Source organism: Actinoplanes sp. NPDC000266 (assembly GCF_042899005.1).
Taxonomy (GTDB): Bacteria; Actinomycetota; Actinomycetes; order Mycobacteriales; family Micromonosporaceae; genus Actinoplanes.
In genome coordinates this window covers 273,079-292,702 of record NZ_JBIAZI010000004.1, presented here as the reverse complement: position 1 = coordinate 292,702, position 19,624 = coordinate 273,079, and the positions used below count along the sequence as shown (strand labels likewise).

At 70.9% G+C, this 19,624-nt stretch carries 21 protein-coding genes and 1 pseudogene; 13 read left to right on the top strand and 9 right to left on the bottom strand.

The window, feature by feature from the left end; all coding sequences use genetic code 11:
* Window positions 1-56 precede the first annotated feature (56 nt).
* Complete coding sequence (locus ACFY36_RS17895; protein ID WP_499747072.1) at window positions 57-1,628, top strand: phytoene desaturase family protein; 1,572 nt, start codon at window positions 57-59, stop codon at window positions 1,626-1,628.
* On the opposite strand, the gene ACFY36_RS17890 is transcribed toward ACFY36_RS17895, so the two are convergent.
* Window positions 1,597-2,049 (bottom strand): SRPBCC family protein, encoded by a 453-nt coding sequence (locus ACFY36_RS17890; RefSeq protein ID WP_499747071.1) that lies wholly within the window; start codon window positions 2,047-2,049, stop codon window positions 1,597-1,599. The genes ACFY36_RS17895 and ACFY36_RS17890 overlap by 32 nt on opposite strands.
* Window positions 2,050-2,165: 116 nt before the next feature.
* On the opposite strand from ACFY36_RS17890, the gene ACFY36_RS17885 reads away from it, so the two are divergent.
* The 6 genes from ACFY36_RS17885 (at window position 2,166) to ACFY36_RS17860 (ending at window position 8,025) form a co-directional block, all read left to right on the top strand.
* Window positions 2,166-3,362 carry a glycosyltransferase gene (locus ACFY36_RS17885; RefSeq protein ID WP_499747070.1) on the top strand — a complete coding sequence of 399 codons (1,197 nt, stop codon included), beginning with the start codon at window positions 2,166-2,168 and terminating at the stop codon, window positions 3,360-3,362.
* A gap of 82 nt (window positions 3,363-3,444) precedes the next feature.
* Window positions 3,445-4,344 carry an ABC transporter ATP-binding protein gene (locus ACFY36_RS17880; protein WP_499747069.1) on the top strand — a complete coding sequence of 300 codons (900 nt, stop codon included), beginning with the start codon at window positions 3,445-3,447 and terminating at the stop codon, window positions 4,342-4,344.
* Entirely contained in the window at window positions 4,341-5,090 is a 750-nt protein-coding gene (locus tag ACFY36_RS17875; RefSeq protein WP_499747068.1) for an ABC transporter permease, read from the top strand. Before ACFY36_RS17880 ends, ACFY36_RS17875 begins: the two co-directional genes overlap by 4 nt.
* A gap of 20 nt (window positions 5,091-5,110) precedes the next feature.
* Window positions 5,111-6,352, top strand: coding sequence for a sensor histidine kinase (locus tag ACFY36_RS17870; RefSeq protein WP_499747067.1), 1,242 nt, complete (start codon window positions 5,111-5,113; stop codon window positions 6,350-6,352).
* Window positions 6,349-6,966 carry a response regulator gene (locus ACFY36_RS17865; protein WP_499747066.1) on the top strand — a complete coding sequence of 206 codons (618 nt, stop codon included), beginning with the start codon at window positions 6,349-6,351 and terminating at the stop codon, window positions 6,964-6,966. Before ACFY36_RS17870 ends, ACFY36_RS17865 begins: the two co-directional genes overlap by 4 nt.
* 105 nt (window positions 6,967-7,071) lie before the next feature.
* On the top strand, window positions 7,072-8,025 hold the full coding sequence (locus ACFY36_RS17860; protein ID WP_499747065.1) for a sulfite exporter TauE/SafE family protein: 954 nt from the start codon (window positions 7,072-7,074) through the stop codon (window positions 8,023-8,025).
* A gap of 1 nt (window position 8,026) precedes the next feature.
* Here ACFY36_RS17860 and ACFY36_RS17855 read toward each other — a convergent pair whose 3' ends face one another.
* Window positions 8,027-8,422, bottom strand: coding sequence for a VOC family protein (locus ACFY36_RS17855; protein ID WP_499747064.1), 396 nt, complete (start codon window positions 8,420-8,422; stop codon window positions 8,027-8,029).
* Window positions 8,415-9,332 (bottom strand): helix-turn-helix domain-containing protein, encoded by a 918-nt coding sequence (locus tag ACFY36_RS17850; RefSeq protein ID WP_499747063.1) that lies wholly within the window; start codon window positions 9,330-9,332, stop codon window positions 8,415-8,417. The genes ACFY36_RS17855 and ACFY36_RS17850 overlap by 8 nt, the downstream gene beginning before the upstream one ends.
* 25 nt (window positions 9,333-9,357) lie before the next feature.
* On the opposite strand from ACFY36_RS17850, the gene ACFY36_RS17845 reads away from it, so the two are divergent.
* Entirely contained in the window at window positions 9,358-10,521 is a 1,164-nt protein-coding gene (locus tag ACFY36_RS17845) for an FAD-dependent oxidoreductase (protein WP_499747062.1), read from the top strand.
* Here the strand turns inward: ACFY36_RS17845 and ACFY36_RS17840 are convergent, their stop codons facing one another.
* The 4 genes and pseudogenes from ACFY36_RS17840 to ACFY36_RS17825 all read right to left on the bottom strand — a co-directional run bounded on the left by ACFY36_RS17840 (window position 10,522) and on the right by ACFY36_RS17825 (window position 13,298).
* On the bottom strand, window positions 10,522-11,025 hold the full coding sequence (locus tag ACFY36_RS17840) for a hypothetical protein (protein WP_499747061.1): 504 nt from the start codon (window positions 11,023-11,025) through the stop codon (window positions 10,522-10,524). It lies immediately after the preceding gene.
* An 87-nt stretch (window positions 11,026-11,112) separates the two neighbouring features.
* Window positions 11,113-11,352 (bottom strand): annotated as a pseudogene (locus tag ACFY36_RS17835) (type II toxin-antitoxin system VapC family toxin); the annotation flags it as partial.
* A complete protein-coding gene (locus ACFY36_RS17830) occupies window positions 11,349-11,603 on the bottom strand; it encodes a type II toxin-antitoxin system Phd/YefM family antitoxin (RefSeq protein ID WP_499747060.1) in 255 nt (84 codons plus the stop codon). The pseudogene ACFY36_RS17835 and the gene ACFY36_RS17830, both read right to left, overlap by 4 nt.
* Before the next feature lie 96 nt (window positions 11,604-11,699).
* The gene (locus ACFY36_RS17825) at window positions 11,700-13,298 is read right to left on the bottom strand and encodes a glycoside hydrolase family 3 protein (protein WP_499747059.1); all 1,599 of its coding nucleotides are present in this window, start codon (window positions 13,296-13,298) and stop codon (window positions 11,700-11,702) included.
* A gap of 111 nt (window positions 13,299-13,409) precedes the next feature.
* On the opposite strand from ACFY36_RS17825, the gene ACFY36_RS17820 reads away from it, so the two are divergent.
* The 3 genes from ACFY36_RS17820 to ACFY36_RS17810 are packed head-to-tail and all read left to right on the top strand — an operon-like array spanning window position 13,410 to window position 16,180.
* Window positions 13,410-13,541, top strand: a complete 132-nt coding sequence (locus ACFY36_RS17820; protein WP_281260836.1) for a hypothetical protein — start codon at window positions 13,410-13,412, stop codon at window positions 13,539-13,541.
* A gap of 16 nt (window positions 13,542-13,557) precedes the next feature.
* Window positions 13,558-14,499: a TIGR03557 family F420-dependent LLM class oxidoreductase gene (locus ACFY36_RS17815; protein WP_499747058.1), complete on the top strand. Its 942-nt coding sequence runs from the start codon at window positions 13,558-13,560 to the stop codon at window positions 14,497-14,499.
* A 40-nt stretch (window positions 14,500-14,539) separates the two neighbouring features.
* The gene (locus tag ACFY36_RS17810; RefSeq protein WP_499747057.1) at window positions 14,540-16,180 is read left to right on the top strand and encodes a RecQ family ATP-dependent DNA helicase; all 1,641 of its coding nucleotides are present in this window, start codon (window positions 14,540-14,542) and stop codon (window positions 16,178-16,180) included.
* Here the strand turns inward: ACFY36_RS17810 and ACFY36_RS17805 are convergent.
* Window positions 16,173-16,928 (bottom strand): DUF2927 domain-containing protein, encoded by a 756-nt coding sequence (locus ACFY36_RS17805; protein WP_499747056.1) that lies wholly within the window; start codon window positions 16,926-16,928, stop codon window positions 16,173-16,175. The genes ACFY36_RS17810 and ACFY36_RS17805 overlap by 8 nt on opposite strands.
* Window positions 16,929-16,975: 47 nt before the next feature.
* The gene (locus tag ACFY36_RS17800; protein ID WP_499747055.1) at window positions 16,976-17,578 is read right to left on the bottom strand and encodes a CBS domain-containing protein; all 603 of its coding nucleotides are present in this window, start codon (window positions 17,576-17,578) and stop codon (window positions 16,976-16,978) included.
* A 129-nt stretch (window positions 17,579-17,707) separates the two neighbouring features.
* Here ACFY36_RS17800 and ACFY36_RS17795 point away from each other — a divergent pair, with 129 nt between their 5' ends.
* Complete coding sequence (locus ACFY36_RS17795) at window positions 17,708-18,274, top strand: DoxX family membrane protein (RefSeq protein WP_499747054.1); 567 nt, start codon at window positions 17,708-17,710, stop codon at window positions 18,272-18,274.
* Between the two features lie 59 nt (window positions 18,275-18,333).
* Entirely contained in the window at window positions 18,334-19,548 is a 1,215-nt protein-coding gene (locus ACFY36_RS17790) for a Gfo/Idh/MocA family protein (protein WP_499747053.1), read from the top strand.
* Window positions 19,549-19,624 lie beyond the last annotated feature (76 nt).

Genomic DNA, 19,624 nt, shown 5'->3' with positions numbered 1-19,624 from the left:
GCTGCTACCCGGAGGCGAAGGGTGACAAACGCCGTGGGAAGGGTACGACGTCTTCGATGGAGACTTCAGACGCGATCATCATCGGCGCCGGCCACAACGGCCTGGTCGCCGCCAACCTGTTGGCCGACGCCGGGTGGTCGGTGGTGGTGCTCGAGGCCACCCCGCAGCCCGGCGGGGCGGTGCGGTCCGGCTTCGTGACCGCGCCCGGATATCTGAGCGACCTGTTCAGTTCCTTCTATCCCCTCGGGTACGCCTCGCCGGTCCTGCGCGATCTGCACCTCGACCTGGAGTGGACGCGGTCCCCGGACGTGCTCACCCACCTGCTGCCGGACGGCCGGGCGGCGACGATCAACACCGATGTCGCACGGACCATGGAGTCGGTCGAGCGGTTCGCCCCCGGCGACGGCGAGCGCTGGAAGAACGCGTACGACGACTGGCGTGGCGTCTCGGCCCCGATGCTCGACACCATCCTCACGCCGTTCCCGCCGGTGCGCGGCGGCGTCTCCCTGCTGCGGGCCCTGGGCAGCGTGGACGCGCTGCGGCTGGCCCGGCGGCTGGTGCTCTCGGTGCGGGAGCTGGGCTCGGAGCTGTTCAGCGGGGAGGGCGCGACGCTGCTGATGGCCGGCTGTGCCCTGCACACCGACCTGTCGCCGGAGGAGGCCGGAGGCGGCGTGTACGGCTGGCTGCTGGCCATGCTCGGCCAGGAGCACGGCTGGCCGGTGCCGGTCGGCGGCGCCCAGCGGATCACCGATGCCCTGGTCTCGCGATTGCGGTCCCAGGGCGGCGAGATCGTGTACGAGGCGCCGGCGTCCCGGGTTCTGATCGCCCGCGGCAAAGCGGTCGGCGTGCGGACGGGTGACGGGCGGCTGTACCGGGCCCGGCGGGCCGTGATCGCCGACGTACCGGCGCCCTCGCTCTATCTCGATCTCGTGGGGGAGCGCTGGCTGCCGTCGCGGATGGCCGAGGATCTCGCGCACTTCCGCTGGGACGGCGCCACGGTCAAGGTCGACTGGGCCGTCCGTACGAAGATGCCCTGGAAGAACCCGGCCGCCGCGGGCGCCGGCACCGTGCATCTGGGCTCCGATCTCAACGGCCTCACCCGCTACGCGGCCCGCCTGGCCACGAACCAGGTCCCGGACCACCCGTTCATGCTGCTGGGCCAGATGACCACGGCCGATCCGGGGCGGTCTCCGGAGGGCACCGAGTCGGTCTGGTCGTACACCCATCTGCCGCACCGCGAGCACTGGGAGCCGGACGAGATCGCCGCCCACGTCGAGCGGATGGAGGCGACCGTCGAGGAGTACGCGCCGGGCTTCCTCGCACAGGTCGAGGGCCGCAACGTCTATTCGCCGGCCGACATGCAGCGGGAGAACCCGTCGCTGGTCGGCGGCGCCCTCGGCGGCGGCACGGCGGCCGCGTTCCAGCAGCTGTTCCTGCGCCCGATCCCGGGCATCGGGCGGGCCGACACCCCGGTCGACCGGCTCTACATGGCCAGCTCGTCGGCCCACCCGGGCGGCGGCGTGCACGGCGCTCCCGGCGCCAACGCGGCGCGGGCCGCCCTGGCCCGCCACCGCGTCCCCGGCTACCGCTCAGTGATCAACGCGGCGCATCGCGCCGTGTACGGGTAGACCGCTCGGCGATGTCGGCCAGGCGGCGCAGGGTCTCGATGTTGCGGCGGTGCAGCAGCAGGTCGTTGAGCTTGTTGCGCGCCGCCCGCAGCGGGCCGCGCTCGAAGTCCTCCTCGATCGTCACCTTCGTGGCGCCGCCGGGGGCCGGCTCGAGCTTGATGTCGACGACCGCCTCGCCCAGCGGCCACAGGCCCGCGTTGAGCTTGAGCCGCCGGTCCGGCTCGACGATCAGCACCTCGGAGGAGTCGTGCAGGGAGAGCGGCCACGGTCCGGCCTTATGGTGGAGATGGCTGCCCACGGCCGGCCAGCTCTCGTCGACGTCACGGATGTGCACGGTGCCGACCACCCAGTCGCTGTAGGTCCACCCGTCCGAGAGGACGGCGAAGACACGATCGGGCGGGGCCTGAACGGTACGCTGCACGATAGCCACGGCCAGGACATACCCTGCGAGAACAGTCTGTAACGGATAGGTCAGGTTTACGGATGTTGCCGTAGGGCAAGGTCTCCGGCGAACACCTGCCCGACCGGAGGGACCACGTGCGCATCGCCATGATCTCCGAGCACGCCAGCCCCCTGGGCGACGGCGGCCAGCACACCCATGTCGCCGACCTCTCCACGGCTCTCGCCGAGATCGGTCACGAGGTTCGCGTCTACACCCGTCGCGACTCGCCGGACGTCGCCGACGTGGTCTTCACGCCGGGCGGCATCCACGTCGTCCACATCGCCGCCGGGCCCGCCCAGGCGATGCCCCCCGACCTGCTGCTCCCGCACATGGGCGAGTTCGCCCGCCTGCTCGAGCACGAGTGGCGCCACGGCGACTGGCACCCTGACGTCGCCCACGCCCACTTCTGGACCAGCGGCCTGGCCGCGGTCACCGCCGCCCGCCAGTTCGGCATCCCGGTGGTGCAGTCGTTCCACGAGCTGGGACTGCCCTCGCTCAGCGGCGGCGCCGACCGGCCCTCGCGGAGCGGATACGAGCGCGCCCTGGGGCGGGCCGTCGACCGCGTGGTCGCGCAGTCCCAGGACGAGGTCAGCGGCCTGGTGCGCATCGGTGTGCCCCGGGCCCGGCTGACCGTCGTGCCGGCCGGCGTCGACAGCATCCGGTTCAGCCCGGACGGCCCCGCCGTCGAGCGCGACCCCGAACGGCCCCGCATCCTCTCGGTCGGCAAGCTCGTCGAGCGCAAGGGCTTCGGCGACGTCATCCAGGCCATGCGCTACGTGCCCGGCGCCGAGGTGGTCGTCGTGGGCGGTCCGTCGGCCGATCAGCTCAAGGCCGACCCGAGCGCCGCGAAGTTGCGCGCGCTGGCCGACAGGTTGCAGGTCGGCGACCGGTTCCGGATCGTCGGCCGGGTGCCGGCCCGGGAGATGCCGGCCTGGTACCGCTCGGCCGACCTGCTGGTGGCGGCGCCCTGGCAGGAGCAGTTCGAGCCGTCCGCGCTGGAGGCCATGGCCTGCGGCGTCCCGGTGATCGGCACGACCGTGGGCGGCCTGACCGAGACGGTGGTCGACGGGCTCACCGGCGACCTGGTGCCGCCGCGTGACCCGCGAGCCCTCGGCGGCGCCCTGCGGCGCCTGGTCAACGACAAGGTCCGGCGCTTCGCGTACGGCACGGCGGCCCTCGACCGCGCCCGTCAGGCGTACTCCTGGAAGCGCGTCGCCGCCCAGATCGGCTCGGTCTACTCGGCCGTCACCGGCCTGCGCCGCGGCAGCAACACCGAGGAAGCGATGGTGTAGTCCGGCATCCACCGGTTGGTGGATGCGGGCTTTCGCTCGCCGGTCGATTCGGGACCCCGGGTGCGACGGCGATTCTCGATGCATGACAGTCATCGAGGTCCAGAACCTGCGAAAGGCGTACGGGGACACCGTCGCGGTGCGGGACGTCTCGTTCTCGGTCGAGCGGGGCGAGATCTTCGGCATCCTCGGCCCCAACGGCGCCGGCAAGACCACCACGGTCGAGTGCGTCGCCGGCCTCCGCAAGCCCGACGGCGGCACGATCGGCGTGCTCGGCCGCCCACCCTCCGACACCGCGCTGCGCTGGCTGGTCGGTGTGCAGCTGCAGGAGAGCCAGCTGCCCGACAAGCTCACCGGGCGTGAGGCGCTCGACCTGTTCAGCTCCTTCTATCCCGATCCGGCCGACTGGCATGCGCTCGCCCGTGATCTCGACGTGCCGCTGACCACCCGCTACGGCCGGATGTCGGGCGGGCAGAAGCAGCGCCTGTCGATCGCGCTCGCGCTCGTCGGCAATCCCGAGATCGCCATCCTGGACGAGCTCACCACCGGGCTTGATCCGCAGGCTCGCCGCCACACGTGGGGTCTCATCGAGGCCGTCCGTGATCGGGGGGTGACGATCCTGCTGGTCACGCACTTCATGGAGGAGGCCGAGCGGCTCTGCGACCGGCTCGCGGTGATCGACCGCGGCACCGTCGTCGCGCTCGACACCCCGGCCGGCCTGATCGCCGGGACCACCACCGAGCAGCGGATCCGTTTCCGCCCGTCGGCGCCGGTCGACACGGCCCTGCTCGAGGCCCGTCCCGAGGTGCGCGAGGTGCTCCGGCACGGGTCGCAGCTCGAGGTCGTCGGCACCGGCAACCTGCTGCACGCGGTCACCTCGGTGCTCGCCGTCAACGACATCATCGCCAACGACCTGCGCATCGAGCAGGCCAGCCTGGACGACGCGTTCGTCCGGCTGACCGGCCGGTCCGACTCGGGGGAGTGACCACAGTGAACGTCTTCGCCAAGCTGACCCTGACCGAGCTGCGGCTGTACCTGCGGGACCCGATGTCCGCCTTCTTCGTGATCATCTTTCCGACGCTGCTGGTGGTGATCCTCGGCTGCATCCCGGCGTTCCGGGAACAGCAGGACAGCCTGAACGGCGGGCGGGTCATCGACCTCTACGTCGGCATCGCCGTGCTGCTGTCCATCACCATGCTGGCCGTCCAGGTCACCCCGTCCGTGCTGGCGTCGTACCGGGAGCGTGGCGTGCTGCGCCGTTTCGCCACCACGCCGGTCTCGCCCCTGAAACTGCTCGGCGCGCAGTTGGCGATGAATCTGATCTGCGCCGTCGCCGCGACCGCGCTGGTGCTCGCCGTCGGGCGGATCGCCTTCGACGTGCCGCTGGCCGCCCAGTTCGGCGGTTTCGTGCTCGCCCTTCTGCTCAGCGCGGCCGCGGTGCTGGCGCTCGGCCTGGTCGTGGCCGCGCTGGTGCCGACCGGCAAGGCCGGCAACTCGGTCGGCACGCTGCTGTTCTTCCCGCTGATGTTCTTCGCCGGGCTGTGGACGCCGCGCGAGGTGATGCCGGAGGCGCTTCGCCGGGTCGCCGACTTCACGCCGGTGGGCGCGGCCGAGCGCGCGGTCAACGACACCATGACGGGACATTGGCCGGCCGCGATCTCGGTTACGGTTCTTCTTGGGTACGTCGTGGTGTTCGGGTTCCTCGCGGTCCGCTGGTTCCGCTGGTCCTGAAGGGGTCGATGGTGACGGTCATGGCAGCGGGCAGGAAATCGGACCGGCTGATCACGGTGGTGCCGTACGTCGCCCTGGTCTGCACGATCGGCATGATCGCCCTGGGCGACGCCGCCAACGTTCCGCACCAGCCGTGGCCGGTGATCGGCGGCGCGCTCGCGGTGGCCGCCGGGTGGCTCTTCTTCTGGGTCACGCTGCATCCCGAGTGGGAGCACCACCGGGGCAAGATGGCGGTCTTCTTCGCCGGCCTGATCGTGCTGATCTTCGTGCTGGTCTGGGCCAGCCCGCTGTTCGGGTTCTTCGCCTGGACCGGCTATCTCTTCACGGCGTACGCCCTGCGGGGCGGGTGGATGATCGCGGGCGGCGTGCTGGTCGCGATCCCCACCGGCCTCTCCCAGGCGGGCGGCTTCTACGTGCTCGACGAGAGGTCGGCCTGGCCGGTCATCGCCGTCCTGCTGGCCATCAACATCGGCGTCTCCGGTCTCATGATCAAGGTGACGGCCAAGGCCGACGAGCGCTCGGCCCGGCAGGTCAAGGTGATCGACGAGCTGGCCGAGGCGAACGCCAAGCTGGCCGCGGCGCTCAAGGAGAACGAGGGCCTGCACGCCCAGCTCATGGTGCAGGCCCGCGAGGCCGGCAAGCTCGACGAGCGGCAGCGGATGGCCGGCGAGATCCACGACGTGCTGGCACAGGGCCTGACCGGCATCGTCACCCAGCTCGAGGCGGCCACCTCGCCCGGCGGCGACCGCGAGCGGCATCTCGCGGCGGCCAAGAAGCTGGCCCGCGACAGCCTCACCGAGGCCCGCCGCTCGGTGCACGCGCTGCGGCCGCGCACGCTCGACGCGGCCGCCCTGCCCGAGGCGATCGGTGAGGTCATGACCAGCTGGTCGCGGCTGAGCGGGGTCGGCGCCGAGCTGGTCACCACGGGCACGGCCCGGCCGCTGCTGCCCGAGATCGAGACGACCCTGTTGCGGACGGCCCAGGAGGCCCTGGCCAACGTCGCCCGGCACGCGTCAGCCGAACGGGTGACGCTCACACTGTCCTACATGGAGGATGTGGTCACCCTGGACGTGCACGACGACGGCGCCGGCTTCGACCCGGCCGCCCCGCGCACCAGCGGCGACAAGGGCGGCTACGGCCTGGTCGCGATGAAGGAGCGCCTGCGCCGCATCGCCGGCACGCTCGAGGTGGAGTCGGAGCCGGGCGGCGGCACGGCGCTGTCGGCCTGCGTGCCGGCCCTGTTCGCGGGGGCCGCGGCGTGATCCGGCTGCTGATCGTCGATGACCATCCGGTGGTACGCGACGGCCTGCGCGGCATGTTCGCCGGCGACGACCGCTTCGCCGTGCTGGGCGAGGCCGGCAACGGCCAGGAGGCGCTCGCGGTGGCCGGCTCGGTCGACCCGGACGTGGTCCTGCTCGACCTGCGCATGCCGGTCATGGACGGGGTGAGCACGATCCGCGCGCTCGCCGGGCAGGGCTCGCGTGCGCGTGTGCTGGTCCTGACGACGTACGACACCGATAGCGACGTTCTTCCGGCGATCAAGGCGGGAGCCACCGGCTATCTGCTGAAGGACACGCCGCGCGAGGAGCTCTTCCGGGCGGTCGTGGCGGCGCACCGCGGCGAGTCCGTGCTGTCGCCCGCGGTGGCCGGCCGCCTGATGGGGACGCTGCGCTCGCCGGCCAAGGAGCCGCTGAGCCAGCGCGAGGTCGAGGTGCTCAAGCTGATCTCCCAGGGCCACGCGAACCGCGAGGCGGCCAAGCTCCTGCACATCAGCGAGGCCACCGTGAAGACGCATTTGCTTCACGCGTACGCGAAACTGGGCGTTCGTGACCGCGCGGCCGCCGTGGCCGCCGCCTTCGAGCGCGGCCTTCTCTGACGACGTCCCGGCTACTGGGAGAACTTGCCACGAACACGCTGCGTTCCCTATTCTCACCAAACCAACTTGGTATGTGGGATATCTAGGGAAACGGTGGTTAGGGACATGCGCAAGCTCTTGCTCCTCGCCCTGGTCGGCCTGGGCGCCCAGTTAGTCGATGGCAGCCTGGGCATGGCCTACGGCGTCACGTCGACCACGCTGCTCCTGGCGATCGGCACCAGCCCGGCCGCCGCCTCGGCCACCGTTCACCTGGCCGAGATCGGCACGACCCTGGTGTCGGGCGTCTCGCACTGGAAGTTCGGCAACGTCGACTGGAAGGTCGTCCTCAAGATCGGCGTGCCCGGCGCGGTCGGCGCGTTCGCGGGCGCGACCTTCCTGTCGAACCTGTCGACCGAGACCGCGGCCCCGCTGATGTCGATCATCCTGCTGGCGCTGGGCCTGTACGTCTTCATCCGCTTCACCACGCAGGGCCTGCCCAAGGGCCGCCTCGGCAAGCCGCTGCGCAAGCGGTTCCTGGCCCCGCTCGGCATCGTGGCCGGCTTCGTCGACTCCACCGGTGGCGGCGGCTGGGGCCCGGTCGGCACCCCGGCGATCCTGGCCAGCGGCCGGCTCGAGCCGCGCAAGACGATCGGTTCCATCGACACCAGCGAGTTCCTGGTGGCGGTCGCGGCCAGCCTCGGCTTCATCATCGGCATCGGCAACGAGAACATCAACTACACCTGGGTGCTGGCCCTGCTGATCGGCGGCGTCATCGCCGCCCCGATCGCGGCCTGGCTCGTCCGGCACATCCCGCCGCGCGTGCTCGGCTCCCTGGTCGGCGGCCTGATCATCCTGACCAACACGCGCACCCTGCTGCGCAGCGACTGGATCGACGCGGGCGACGGCGTCCGCTACACGTTCTACGCCGTCATCTACGTGGTCTGGGCCGCCGCCATCGCGTACTCGGTGTCCCAGTACCGCAAGCACAAGACCGAGGACGAGGCCATCATCGCCGAGGCCGAGGCGCTCGTCGCCACCGACGACCGCCCCGACGAGAAGACCCCCGCCCCGGCCGCCTGAGTCAGCCCAGCGAGGCGCCGCGATAGGTGCCGAACTGCCAGAGATTGCCCTCCGGGTCGCGCGCCGCGAAGTCGCGCGACCCGTAGTCGGTGTCGTACGGGGCCGTGACGACGTCGGCGCCGGCCTTGACCGCACGCTCGTGCAGCGCGTCGATGTCGTCGGCCACCACGTAGCACCCGAACGTCCCCGGCTGAAGCTTCCAGATGCCGCCGTCCTTGACGTCGCCGAGCATGATGCCGCCGCCCAGCGGCCAGGCCAGCTCGGCGTGCGCCACCCCGTTCTCGTCGCCGTGGACGACCGTCTCGGTGAAGCCGAACGCGTCGACGAGGAATCGGATCAGGGCACGGGCGTCGGTGGCCACCAGCGTGGGCCACACCTGCGGTCGAGGTTCAGTCATACCGTTCATGGTGCGCGGCCACACCGGCCATGGCTTGGACAAAACCGAACTCGTCGGCCAGCCACTGTGATGGCGCACATCCGGCGAGCGCCTGGAACTCCCGTACAAAATGGGACTGATCGAAGAAACCGAAGCCGGAGGCGAGGTCAGAAAAGCGCGCGCCCGGCCGCAGAGCCCGGCGCGCCCGGTCGAAACGCGCCACCCGGGCCGCCTCTTTGGGCCGCAGCCCGACCTCGGCCCGGAAACGATCGGTGAGGTGGCGCCCGCTCCAGCCCACCTCACCCGCGACCGCCGCGACACTCACGCGTCCCGTCATCAAGCGGCTCCACGCGTATGCGACCTCGGCCGCCGCTGTCGCTCGCGCTCCTGTTCCGGCCGCGCCTGCTCCTGACGCGGGCGGCGTGGGGCCGCCTGATGACAGGCCGATCCGGACGGGGCGGTCGAGCGCGCGGCACAGCCCACGGTCGACTGCGGCGAACCGCGCCGGCCATGACGTCGCCGCGGAGACCTGTTCCCTGATCTCCTCGACCCGGGCCGGGCCGAGCACTGACGACGCCGGCAGATCCAGGCCGGACAATTCGCCCGCCGGCAGGCCGAGCAGGGCGCGGCACCCGAGCGGCCGCAAGGCCACCTGCACCCCTGACTGCCGCCCCTCGTGCCGGATGATCGCCGGCCCCAGATGAAGCCCGCCGATCAGCGCGTCATAGCGGCCGGCCCGCTGCCGCGGGTCCGGATGAGCGTCGACGATCAACGGCTCGTCCATCGTGAAGATCAGCGTCAGGTACGGCGACGGCAGCCCCCGGTGCAGCCCAGGAGCGATGCCGCGCTGCCGGTAGCCCGAATAGAAGGCGACATGCGGCCGCAGCCGGGCCGAAGGCGGGCCGATCGCATATTCGTCGACGACGGACACGTGTCGAGCATGACACGATGCGACGATGCCGAATGCGACAGTGATCGGAGCCGGGGTGGGTGGCCTGGCCGCCGCCGTCGCCCTGACCCGCCGGGGCTGGACGGTCACGGTGCTGGAGAAGGCGCCCGCCCTGGAGAACGTGGGTGCGGGCCTCGCCATCGCCCCGAACGGCCTGCGCGCCCTCGACGTCCTCGGCCTGGGCGAGCGGGTGCGCGCGATGGCCGCGCTCCAGGGCACTGCGGGCATCCAGCGCCCCGACGGCGGCTGGATCTCCCGCACCGACGCCGCGGCCGCCGAGACCCGCTTCGGCCTGCCCACGATCGTCGTCCACCGGGCCGCCCTGATCCGGCTCCTCGCCGGCGCCGTCACCGATTCCTCGCCCCAGGCCGCTGCCGACTCCGCCGGACGGGCGATGACCGGCGCCGTCCTTCGCCTGGGTGTGCCGGTCGAGGACGTCGATCCGGCGACGGGCCGGGTGGTCACTCCCGGCGGGCCCGTCGAGGCTGATCTTGTGGTTGCGGCCGACGGGCTTCATTCGGCCGTACGCCGCAAGCTCTTCCCGCAATCACCAGGCCCCGTCTACACGGGCGTGACGAGCTGGCGTTTCGTGGTGCCGCGGCCACCGGGCGACCTGGAACTGTCGGAGACGTGGGGCGACGGCGCCGTGGTCGGCGTGGTCAACCTGGGCGACGACCGCGTCTACTGCTACGCGACGGCCCCGGCCCCACCCGGCGAACGGGCCGACGACGAACGAGCCGAGCTGCTGCGCTGGTTCGGAGGCTGGCACGAGCCCATCCCGTCCCTGATGTCGGCCGCCACCGAGATCATCCGCACCGACATCCGCTGCCTGGACACCCCGCCGAAGGCCTTCCACAGGGGAAGGGTGGCGCTGCTGGGCGACGCCGCCCACGCGATGACCCCGAACCTGGGCCAGGGCGCCTGCCAGGCCTTGGAGGACGCCGTGGTCCTGGCCGCCCACACGGACGACCTGACGGCGTACTCGAAGGAACGCGCACCTCGAACCGCGGCCGTCGCCACCGCCTCCCGCCGCATCGGGCGGCTGGCCGGCCTGCGCGGCCCGGCGGCGACCTTGCGCAACGCGGGCATGGCGGTCGCCGGCAAGCTCGGCCCCAACCTGGTCCTGCGCCAGATGGACCCGGTCTTCAGCTGGCGACCGCCCGCGCGCTGATCAGTCGGCCAGGGCCTTGGCCAGGTCGTCGCGGAAGGCGCGCTCGTTGTCGGTGACGGTCTCGCCGCCCAGGCCGAGGACGCCGCCGGTGGAGGCGGCGCCGACGACGCTCTCGGCGATCTCGACGAGCCAGTGCTTGTAGGTCTCGGCGTCGGCCTGGTCGGCCTTGGCCGTCAGCAGGGCGTTCGCCTCGGCGGCGCGGCCCAGCACGTCCTCGGCGTAGGCGATGGGGTCGCCGGGCTCGATGACCGGGGGCTCCTCGCCCAGATCGGGGTCGCCCACCCGGGAGACGATGGCGCCGGCCACGGCCACGACGAGCGGGCTGGCCGAGGCGCGGGCGTCGGAGATGACATCGAGACCGGCGGCGCTCTCCTGCCGCGTCTTGCGGGTGCTGTCCGGCGAGGCGGCGCTCGCCGCGGTGAGCACCGACTGGGGAAGGCCGACCAGCAGCCCCCACTCGGGGTCGGTAAAGCCCAGCTTGGAGTACAGCGGCTCGTCACTCACAGGGTGTTCCTTACGTCCGGCGGTCAGTTGGCCCCTGCTCTTATACCCCACGCCCCCGCCCTCGACGCGGCCGACGCGATGCCGTCGTCAGACCTTCAGGACGTCGATGTCGTACAGCGCGGCCGACGCGTCGCGAGAAACCAGCGTCAGGCCTTCAGCGGCCGCCTGAGCCACGAGCATCCGGTCGAACGGGTCACGGTGATGAAGAGGCAGGCGACCCGCGGCAATGGCATGGCTACTGGTTACTGGCAGCTCCCGGAAGCCCATGTCCCGCACCCGTTCGGCTAGATCGTCGGGTCTGGTGAGCTTGCCAGTGGCCTGCTTCATTCGCCAAGGCCGAACTCTGCGGCGATCTCAGCGTTGGTCGCAGGCGAGTCCCAGTCGCCTGACATGTCGACCATGCCGGCGAGTGAACCGATGGCCGTGCGGTTGACTCGGCGCACCAGCGGAACGACCTTCGCCACGGGGGTTCCCGCGCGGTCGATGATGATTTCTTCGCCGTGTTCGACCCGCTCGATGATGCGCGAAAGGTGCGTCTTGGCGTCGTGCATGTTGTAGTGCACCGCTTCTGCTGACATGGTGCACCTCCGCGGTTAGCTAACAGCTTAGTCGACCGCGGGCCCGGACGCCGGCGGCCGGCCCCCCGGCCCGGGGCGCCGGCGTCCGGGCCGGTCTCAGGCGGCCAGCGGCTGGGGCGCGGGGGTGGGTACCACGGTGCCGGCGATCAGTTCGGCGGCGGCCTGGCCGCACGCGCGGGTGGCGCCGTACGTGGCGATGTGCACGCCGCCCAGCACTGTCACCGGCAGGCCCATCTCGACCACGATCGCGTCGGGGCGGGCCGCCAGCAGGGTGGTCAGGGCCTCGGCCTGCCACGGGTGGCGGTGCACGTCGCGGACCACCACCACCAGGGGGCGGTCGCCGGCCGCCTCCAGCGCGGCGGCCGGGTTGTCGTTCTCGGCCAGGCGGACCGTCTCGGTGCCGGGGAGCAGCTCGTCCAGTGGTGCGCTCAGGCCCCACGGGGTCTCGGCGCCGATGGCGATGTTGCGGGGCGGGGCGAACTCCACCACGTACGCCGGCTCGGTGATCGGCAGGGAAGTGGCGCCCTCGGTGCGGGTGACCCGGACCGCTCGGCGGGCCGCGTCGAAACCGATGCCCGAGCCCGTCGAGAGCCCATCCAATACCGCCCCACCACCGCCCTTGACCGGACTGAAGGCCATCGACACCACCTCGGGACCAGCATCGGCCACGGCCCGGGCGCCGGTCGCCGTCTGGGTGCGGGTGGTCCATTCGCCGAGCTCGCGGACGCGGGCGGCGGCGTCCCGAAGCCGTTCCTCGGGCAGGGTGCCGTCGAGCACCGCGGCCACGATGGCGTCGCGCAGCTCGGTCGCCGTGTGCTCCTCGGCGTGGTCACCTCCGACGCAGATGGCGTCGACGCCGGCGGCCAGCGCTCGCACGGTGGCGCCGGTCAGGCCGTACTTGCGGCGCACGCCCTGCATCTCGATGCCGTCGGTGACGATCAGACCCCGGAACCCCAGCTCCTCACGGAGCAGACCGGTGAGGATGCGGCGGCTGAGCGTCGCCGGGAGTTCCCGGTCGTACGCCGGGACGAGCAGATGACCCGTCATGACCACCCGCACGCCGGCCTCGATCGCGGACCGGAACGGCACCAGCTCACAGTCGGCCAGCTGCTGCCGGTCGCGGTCGATGAGCGGGACGTCGTGGTGCGAGTCGACGCTGGTGTCGCCGTGGCCGGGGAAGTGCTTGGCGCACGCGGCGACGCCGGCCGCCTGGAGGCCGCGCACGAACGCGGCCGAATGGCGGGCCACCAACCGCGCCTCGGCGCCGAACGCCCGTACGCCGATCACGGGGTTTCCGGGGTTGCTGTTGACGTCGGCGTCGGGCGCGTAGTCCAGCGTGATGCCGGCCTTGGCCAGGTCGTCGCCGAGGTCGCGGGCCACGGCTTCGGTCAGCGCGGCGTCGTCGATCGCGCCCAGGGCCAGGTTGCCCGGCCGGGAGCTGCCGAGCCGGGACTCGAAGCGGGTGACGTCGCCCGCTTCCTCGTCGATGGCGACCAGCACGTCCGGGCGCTCGGCCCGCAGCTGCGCGGTCAGCGCCGCCACCTGGGCCGGTGATTCGACGTTGCGGGCGAACAACGCGACGCCGCCGAGCCCTTCGCCGAGCCAGCGCCGGACCCAGTCGGGTGCGCTCGTGCCGACGAATCCGGGCTGGAGCACCGTCGCGGCAAGCTCCGGCAATTCGCCAAATTTCGGCATTTGTCCCCCGTACGTTCCGGCTGCCTGGTCGCGTGCGGTCCCAATGGTCACATCGCTCCGCGATTTAGTCAACAAACCTTTCTATTAGCTGGGACTCGGTACGCTGGCACGGTGACTGCCATCCCCCTCGCCGCCTCGGGCGTCGACTGGTCCGAGGTGCACGCCGTCCGCCTCCTGGGTGTCGCCCTGGCCGCGCTGATCCTGCTCTGGGCGATCCGCCGCATGTTCGGAGGCAAGAAGTAGGGGTATTCGGGGCAGTATGCGCATCGGTTACTTCTTGTCGTCCGAGGAATACACCCCCGCCGAACTGATCGAGCAGGCGCGCGGCGCCGAGCGGGCCGGCTTCCAAGCCCTGTGGATCTCCGACCATTACCACCCGTGGGTGGACGCACAGGGCCAGAGCGCCTTCGTCTGGTCGATGATCGGCGCGATCAGCCAGGCCGCGCCCAGCCTGGAGATCACCACGGCGGTGACCTGCCCGACCGTACGCATCCACCCGGCCGTCATCGCCCAGGCCGCGGCCACCAGCGCCGTGCTGACCGGTGGCAAGTTCCGGCTCGGGGTCGGCACCGGCGAGGCGCTCAACGAGCACATCTTCGGCGACGCGTGGCCCGAGTTGGACGTACGGCTGGAAATGCTCGAAGAATCGATCGAGATCATGCGCGGCCTGTGGGAGGGCGGGAACTACTCCCACCACGGCAAGCACTACACAGTGGAGAACGCCCGGATCTACACGCTGCCCGAGAAGCCCGTCGAGATCCACATCTCGGGGTTCGGGCCCAAGGCGACCGACGTCGCCGGGCGGCTCGGCGACGGCTACGTCAGCGTCATGCCCGACGCCGGCCTCGTGTCGCGCTTCCGCTCGTCCGGCGGCGGCAAGAAGGTCGTCCAGGGCGGATTCAAGGCCGCGTACGCCTCGTCGGAGGAGGAGGGCGCGCGTCTGGCGTACGAGAAATGGCCGAACTCGGGCGTGCCCGGCGAGCTCTCCCAGGTGTTGCCGTCGCCGAAGCACTTCGAGCAGGCGTCCGAGCTCGTCACCCAGGACATGGTCAAGGAGAGCTTCGTCTGCGGCAACGACCCGGGAGCACACCGCGAGATGATCGAGCAGTACGAGAAGGCCGGCTTCGACGAGGTCTACGTGGCCAACACCGGGCCGCACTACCAGGGACTTCTCGACCTGTACGCCAAGGAGATCCTCTAGGCGTTTGCGCAGCCGGACGCTGGGGCACAATGGCCGCTCGATGAAGATCCCCGTCTACGGACCCCGCCTGCGCAAGGTCGCCCGCAAGCACTTCGGGTGGCCCTCACTGCGCCCCGGCCAGTTCAAGCCGATGCGCGCCGTGCTGCGCCGTCGCGACGCCCTGGTCGTCCTGCCCACCGGCGCCGGCAAGTCGGCGATCTACCAGATCCCGGCGGTCCTGCTGCCCGGGCCGACAGTGGTGATCTCGCCACTGCTGGCCCTGCAGCAGGACCAGATCGCCGCCCTCAACGAGCGCGACGACCCGGCCATCCGCGCCGTGCGGGTGAGCTCGGCCGAGACGCCGGCGCAGCAGCGCGCGGCCATCGCCGAGATCGCCGAGGGCCGGGCCGAGTTCCTCTTCATCACCCCGGAACAGCTCAGCGACCCGGAGCGGATGGCCGAGGTCCGCGCGCTGAGGCCGGGCCTGGTCGCGGTCGACGAGGCGCACTGCATCTCGTCGTGGGGCCACGACTTCCGCCCCGAGTTCCTCGCCCTGGGCGATCTGATCAAAGGCATCGGCCGCCCGCCGGTGCTTGCCCTGACCGCGACGGCCTCCCCGCCGGTCCGCGAGGACATCATCGAGCGGCTGCACCTGAACAAGCCCGAGATCCACGTGTCGGGCCTGGACCGGCGCAACCTGTTCCTCGAGGCGGCGTACTGCCCCGACGAGAACTACCGCTGGCGCAAGCTCACGGCCCTGCTCGACGCGGCCGCCCGCCCCGGCATCATCTACGTGCCGACGCGCCGGGCCTCGGAGGAGCTGGCCGAGAAGCTGACCGAGGCCGGATATCCGGCCGAGTTCTACCACGGCGGCATGGCCGGCGGCGCCCGCGAGCAGAAGCACGAGGACTTCACGAACGACAAGGTCGAGATCATGGTGGCCACGTCGGCGTTCGGCATGGGCATCGACAAACCGAACATCCGGTGGGTGGCCCACATGGCCCTGCCCGACTCGCCCGACAGCTACTTCCAGGAGATCGGCCGGGCCGGCCGCGACGACGACCCGGCCCAGGCGCTGCTGCTGTGGCGGGCCGAGGACGAGGCCATCCAGCGCTTCTTCAACGGCGGCGCCCCCGACGAGAAGGAGCTGCGCGAACTGGCGGCGGCCGTCCGCTCCGGCCCGGCGACCAAGGCGGAGCTGAAGGAGAAGACAGGCCTGGGCCCGCGCAAGCTGTCGGCCTACCTGGCCCTGCTGGAAGAGGTGGGAGCGGCGGTGACGGGCCGCGGCAACCGCATAACGGTGCCGGTCTTCGCCCCACTGCCGGCGGCCGCGGCAACGGCGGCCCTGAAGGTCCACGAACGTCAGCAGACCCTCGACAGCTCCCGCACCGACATGATGCGAGGCTTCGCCCAAACCCGAGCTTGCCGTACGCAGACACTGCTGGCCTACTTCGGCGAGGAGCTCAAAAAGCCGTGCGGCCACTGCGACAACTGCGAGGAGGGCTCGGCCGAGGAGATCGAACAGGCCTCGGGCGACGAGCCGTTCGCCGTGCACAGCAAGGTCCGCCACGCCGAGTGGGGCGAGGGCATGGTGATGGGTTACGAGGAGGAGCGCGTAACGGTCCTGTTCGACGAGGTCGGTTACAAGACCCTCTCGGTCCCGGTCGTCCTGGAGAACACCCTGCTGACCTCGGTCAGCTGACCGTCACTCGGCTGGTGATGGTCTTTCGGTCGTCGCCGGGCTGGATGGCGCCGTCGTACATCAGGCGGATCACTGCCTTGTCCAGGGCTGAGTACTGGGCCGGGGCGTCCGAGTACTCGCTGTAGAAGATGCTGCTCGGGTGCTTGCTGGATTCTTCGGTCAGGCCCATCGACTCGGTCAGCTCGCCCCGGATCAGGCGGCAGCGCTCGCTCGCGGTGGTGCCGTCGGAGCGGATCAGGATGGTGGCCTTGTTGATCTGGTGTTCCTGGGCCCAGTCGGTGCTGAAGTACGCCACGTCGTCGGCGGCGTAGTCGTACCCGGGGTCGAGGGAGCGGAACTTGGCCAGCGGCGCGATGGAGATCTCGATGTCGCCCGGGCCGTCGGCCAGTTGCAGGTCGGTGGTCTTGCTCAGCGCGTTGAAGTCGGTGATCGTCCTGGTCAGGCAGGTCGTGGCGGCCTTGCTGAAGCCGTGGGCGCGCACGGTGACCAGCTCGTCGGTCCAGCGGTTCACGACGGCGGTCGACTTCGCCTCCAGCGCGACGGTGAAGAAGTAGTCGAGGGCCGCCTTACTGACCTTCGGCTTGACCGGCGACGGCGACGGCGACGGCGAGGGCGACGGCGAGGGCTTGGTAGCGGTGGGTGGCGCGGGTGAAACGGAGGCCGGCGCGGCCGTGCTGCCGTGGGCCGGCGCATGACAGGCGGCCAGGGAGCCGACGGTGATCAGGAGGATTGCGACGGCCGAACGCATGGGTGGCGCCCTTCTCTGTACCGGTACGGCGCCAAGATCGTAAGCCCCTAGTCCGGGGGAGGGGAGACGAGGCGCACCTCGGTGACGCCGGCGACCGTGCGGGTCAGTGCCGTCACCACGGCGCGGTCGGTGTCGTCGGTGAAAGGGCCCGTGATGGTGGCGGCGCCGGCCTTCACCGTGGCGGTCCAGCGTGGGGCGTACTCGTCCAGGCGGTGCTGGATCTCGGCGGCCAGGACCTCGTCCGTACGGACCATCGCGCGCAGGATGTCGCGGCGGCTCACGATGCCCGTCACCGTTCCCTCGTCGAGGACGGGGATGCTGCGGACGTCGTCGGCCAGCATGGCCTCGGCGATCTCGGCCAGGTCGGCGCCGGGCCACGTGGTGATCGGGGACGGCGACATGGCCTCGGCCACCGTGACGGGGCGGGTGTGCTCGACCGGCGGCGGGGCCAGCATGTGCGCGGTCCGGTCGGCTGGCACCCGGTGGCGCAGCAGGTCGCCCTCGCTGACCACGCCGACCAGGTCGCCGGCCTCGGTGACGACGGGGAGGGCGGTCACGTTGTTCGCCGTGAGCAGGGCTACCGCTTCCTCCACGGGCGCGGACGGCGCGACGGTGACAACGGGGCTGGTCATCACGTCCTTGGCTCTCATGAGTCCATCTTGGCGCATCGGGCGGCGTGCGGCCCGGGACCAAAGTCCCGGGACTCTCGGGAGGTTGGGCCCGGGTGCGGGACGGCCGAGCGGAGGAGTCTCAGTGGTGTAAGCGATTGAGGAGGAACGATGAACGCCACCGCTGAGAGCCGCGTCAACCACCTCGAGTCCGTCGAGGCCCCGGGCGCCATGCTCACCAGGACCGCCGCCCGTGCCCTGGCCGTTCTGCGCATCTCGACCGGCCTGGTCTTCCTGTGGGCGTTTCTGGACAAGACCTTCGGGTTCGGCTACGCCACCCCGGCCGAGCGGGCCTGGATCAACGGCGGGTCGCCGACCAAGGGCTTCCTGTCGAACGTCGAAGTCGGGCCGTTGCAGGGCTTCTTCCGCGACATCGCGGGCGCCCCCTGGGCCGACTGGGCGTTCATGCTCGGGCTGCTCGGCATCGGGCTCGCCCTGGTCCTCGGCATCGGCATGCGGATCGCCGCGGGCGCCACGATCGTCATGATGGCGATGATGTGGGCGGCCGAATGGCCACTGGCCCGCAACGCCGGATCGAGCAACCCGCTGATCGACTACCACGTCATCTACGCGATCGGCACCGTCGTCCTGGCCCTCACCTACGCCGGGCACACCTGGGGCCTCGGCCGCTACTGGGCCAAACTGCCCCTCGTGCAGAAGAACCGCTGGCTCATCTGAACGCCATTTACACCGAGGCGGCCCTCCCCAGGGCCGCCTTTCTGATGTAGAAAAGCGAAATGAGCCCAGTCAGCCTGATGGTCGTCGGAGCGGGTCTGCGCGGTCAGGTCTACGCGCGGCGGGCGGTGGAGACCGGCGCCGCCCGCATTGTCGCGGTGGCGGAGAAGGACCCGGGGCGGCGGGAGCGGTTCGCTTCCGCATTCGGCTGTACGGCCTTCGCGGACTGGACTGAAATCACCGGGCGCATCGCCGACGCGGCCATTGTGGCCACTCCCGATCGGCTGCACGCGGATCCCGCCGTCGCCCTGGCGAATCTTGGCTATCACCTGATGCTGGAGAAGCCGATGGCGCCGTCCGAGGCCGACGCGGAACGGATCGCCGAGGCGGTCGAGCGCAACGGCGTCATCTTCGCGCTGTGCCATGTGCTCCGGTACACGGATTACACCCGTACCGTCGAAGCGGCTTTGAAAAGAATCGGCTCGCTGGTCAGCGTGGAGCACCTGGAACCCGTCGGCTGGTGGCATCAAGCCCATTCCTTCGTACGGGGTGAGTGGCGCGACAGCCGCACGTCGTCGCCCATGCTCCTCGCCAAGTCGTGTCACGACATCGACTGGCTCATGTACCTGGTCGGGCGCCCGGTGACGCGGGTCAGCTCGTTCGGGAGCCTGTCGCATTTCCGGCCGGAAGAACGACCGGCCGAGGCCGCCGGCCGGTGTCTGGACTGCCCGTTGAACCAGACCTGCCCCTATTCGGCGACCCGGCTCTATTTCGGTTGCCTGGGCGATCCGGACCGCGAGTTCTGGCCATTGTCGGCGGTCACCTCCGACCACACCGAGGAGGGCGTTCGAAAGGCGCTGCGCGAGGGGCCGTACGGCCGTTGCGTCTACGACTGCGACAACGACGTGGTCGACCATCAGGTCGTGTCGATGGAATTCGCCGGCGGTGTCACGTGCTCGTTCACGATGACCGCGTTCACGCCGTACGAGCAGCGGAAGACACGCTTCTTCGGCACGCACGGCTATATCGAGGGTGACGGCGCCACATTGAGGCTGGTCGACTTCCGTACGGGTGAGGAGGAGCTGCTGGAAAGCGGCGGCGAGGAAACAGGCCACACCGGCGCCGACCACGCGCTGACCGACGCCTTCCTGGCCGCGGTGGCGTCCGGCGATCAGCGGAAGCTCAGCTCGGACGCCCGCACGAGCCTGGCCGGCCACCGCGTCGTGTGGGCGGCCGAACGGGCCCGCCACACGGGAACGGTCGTGACGCTGGACTGAGCAACAACTGGCAACTCTTTGCCGCCACGACATGCTCGACGAAACCATCGCGTAACAGTGATGCGGGTCACCCGCA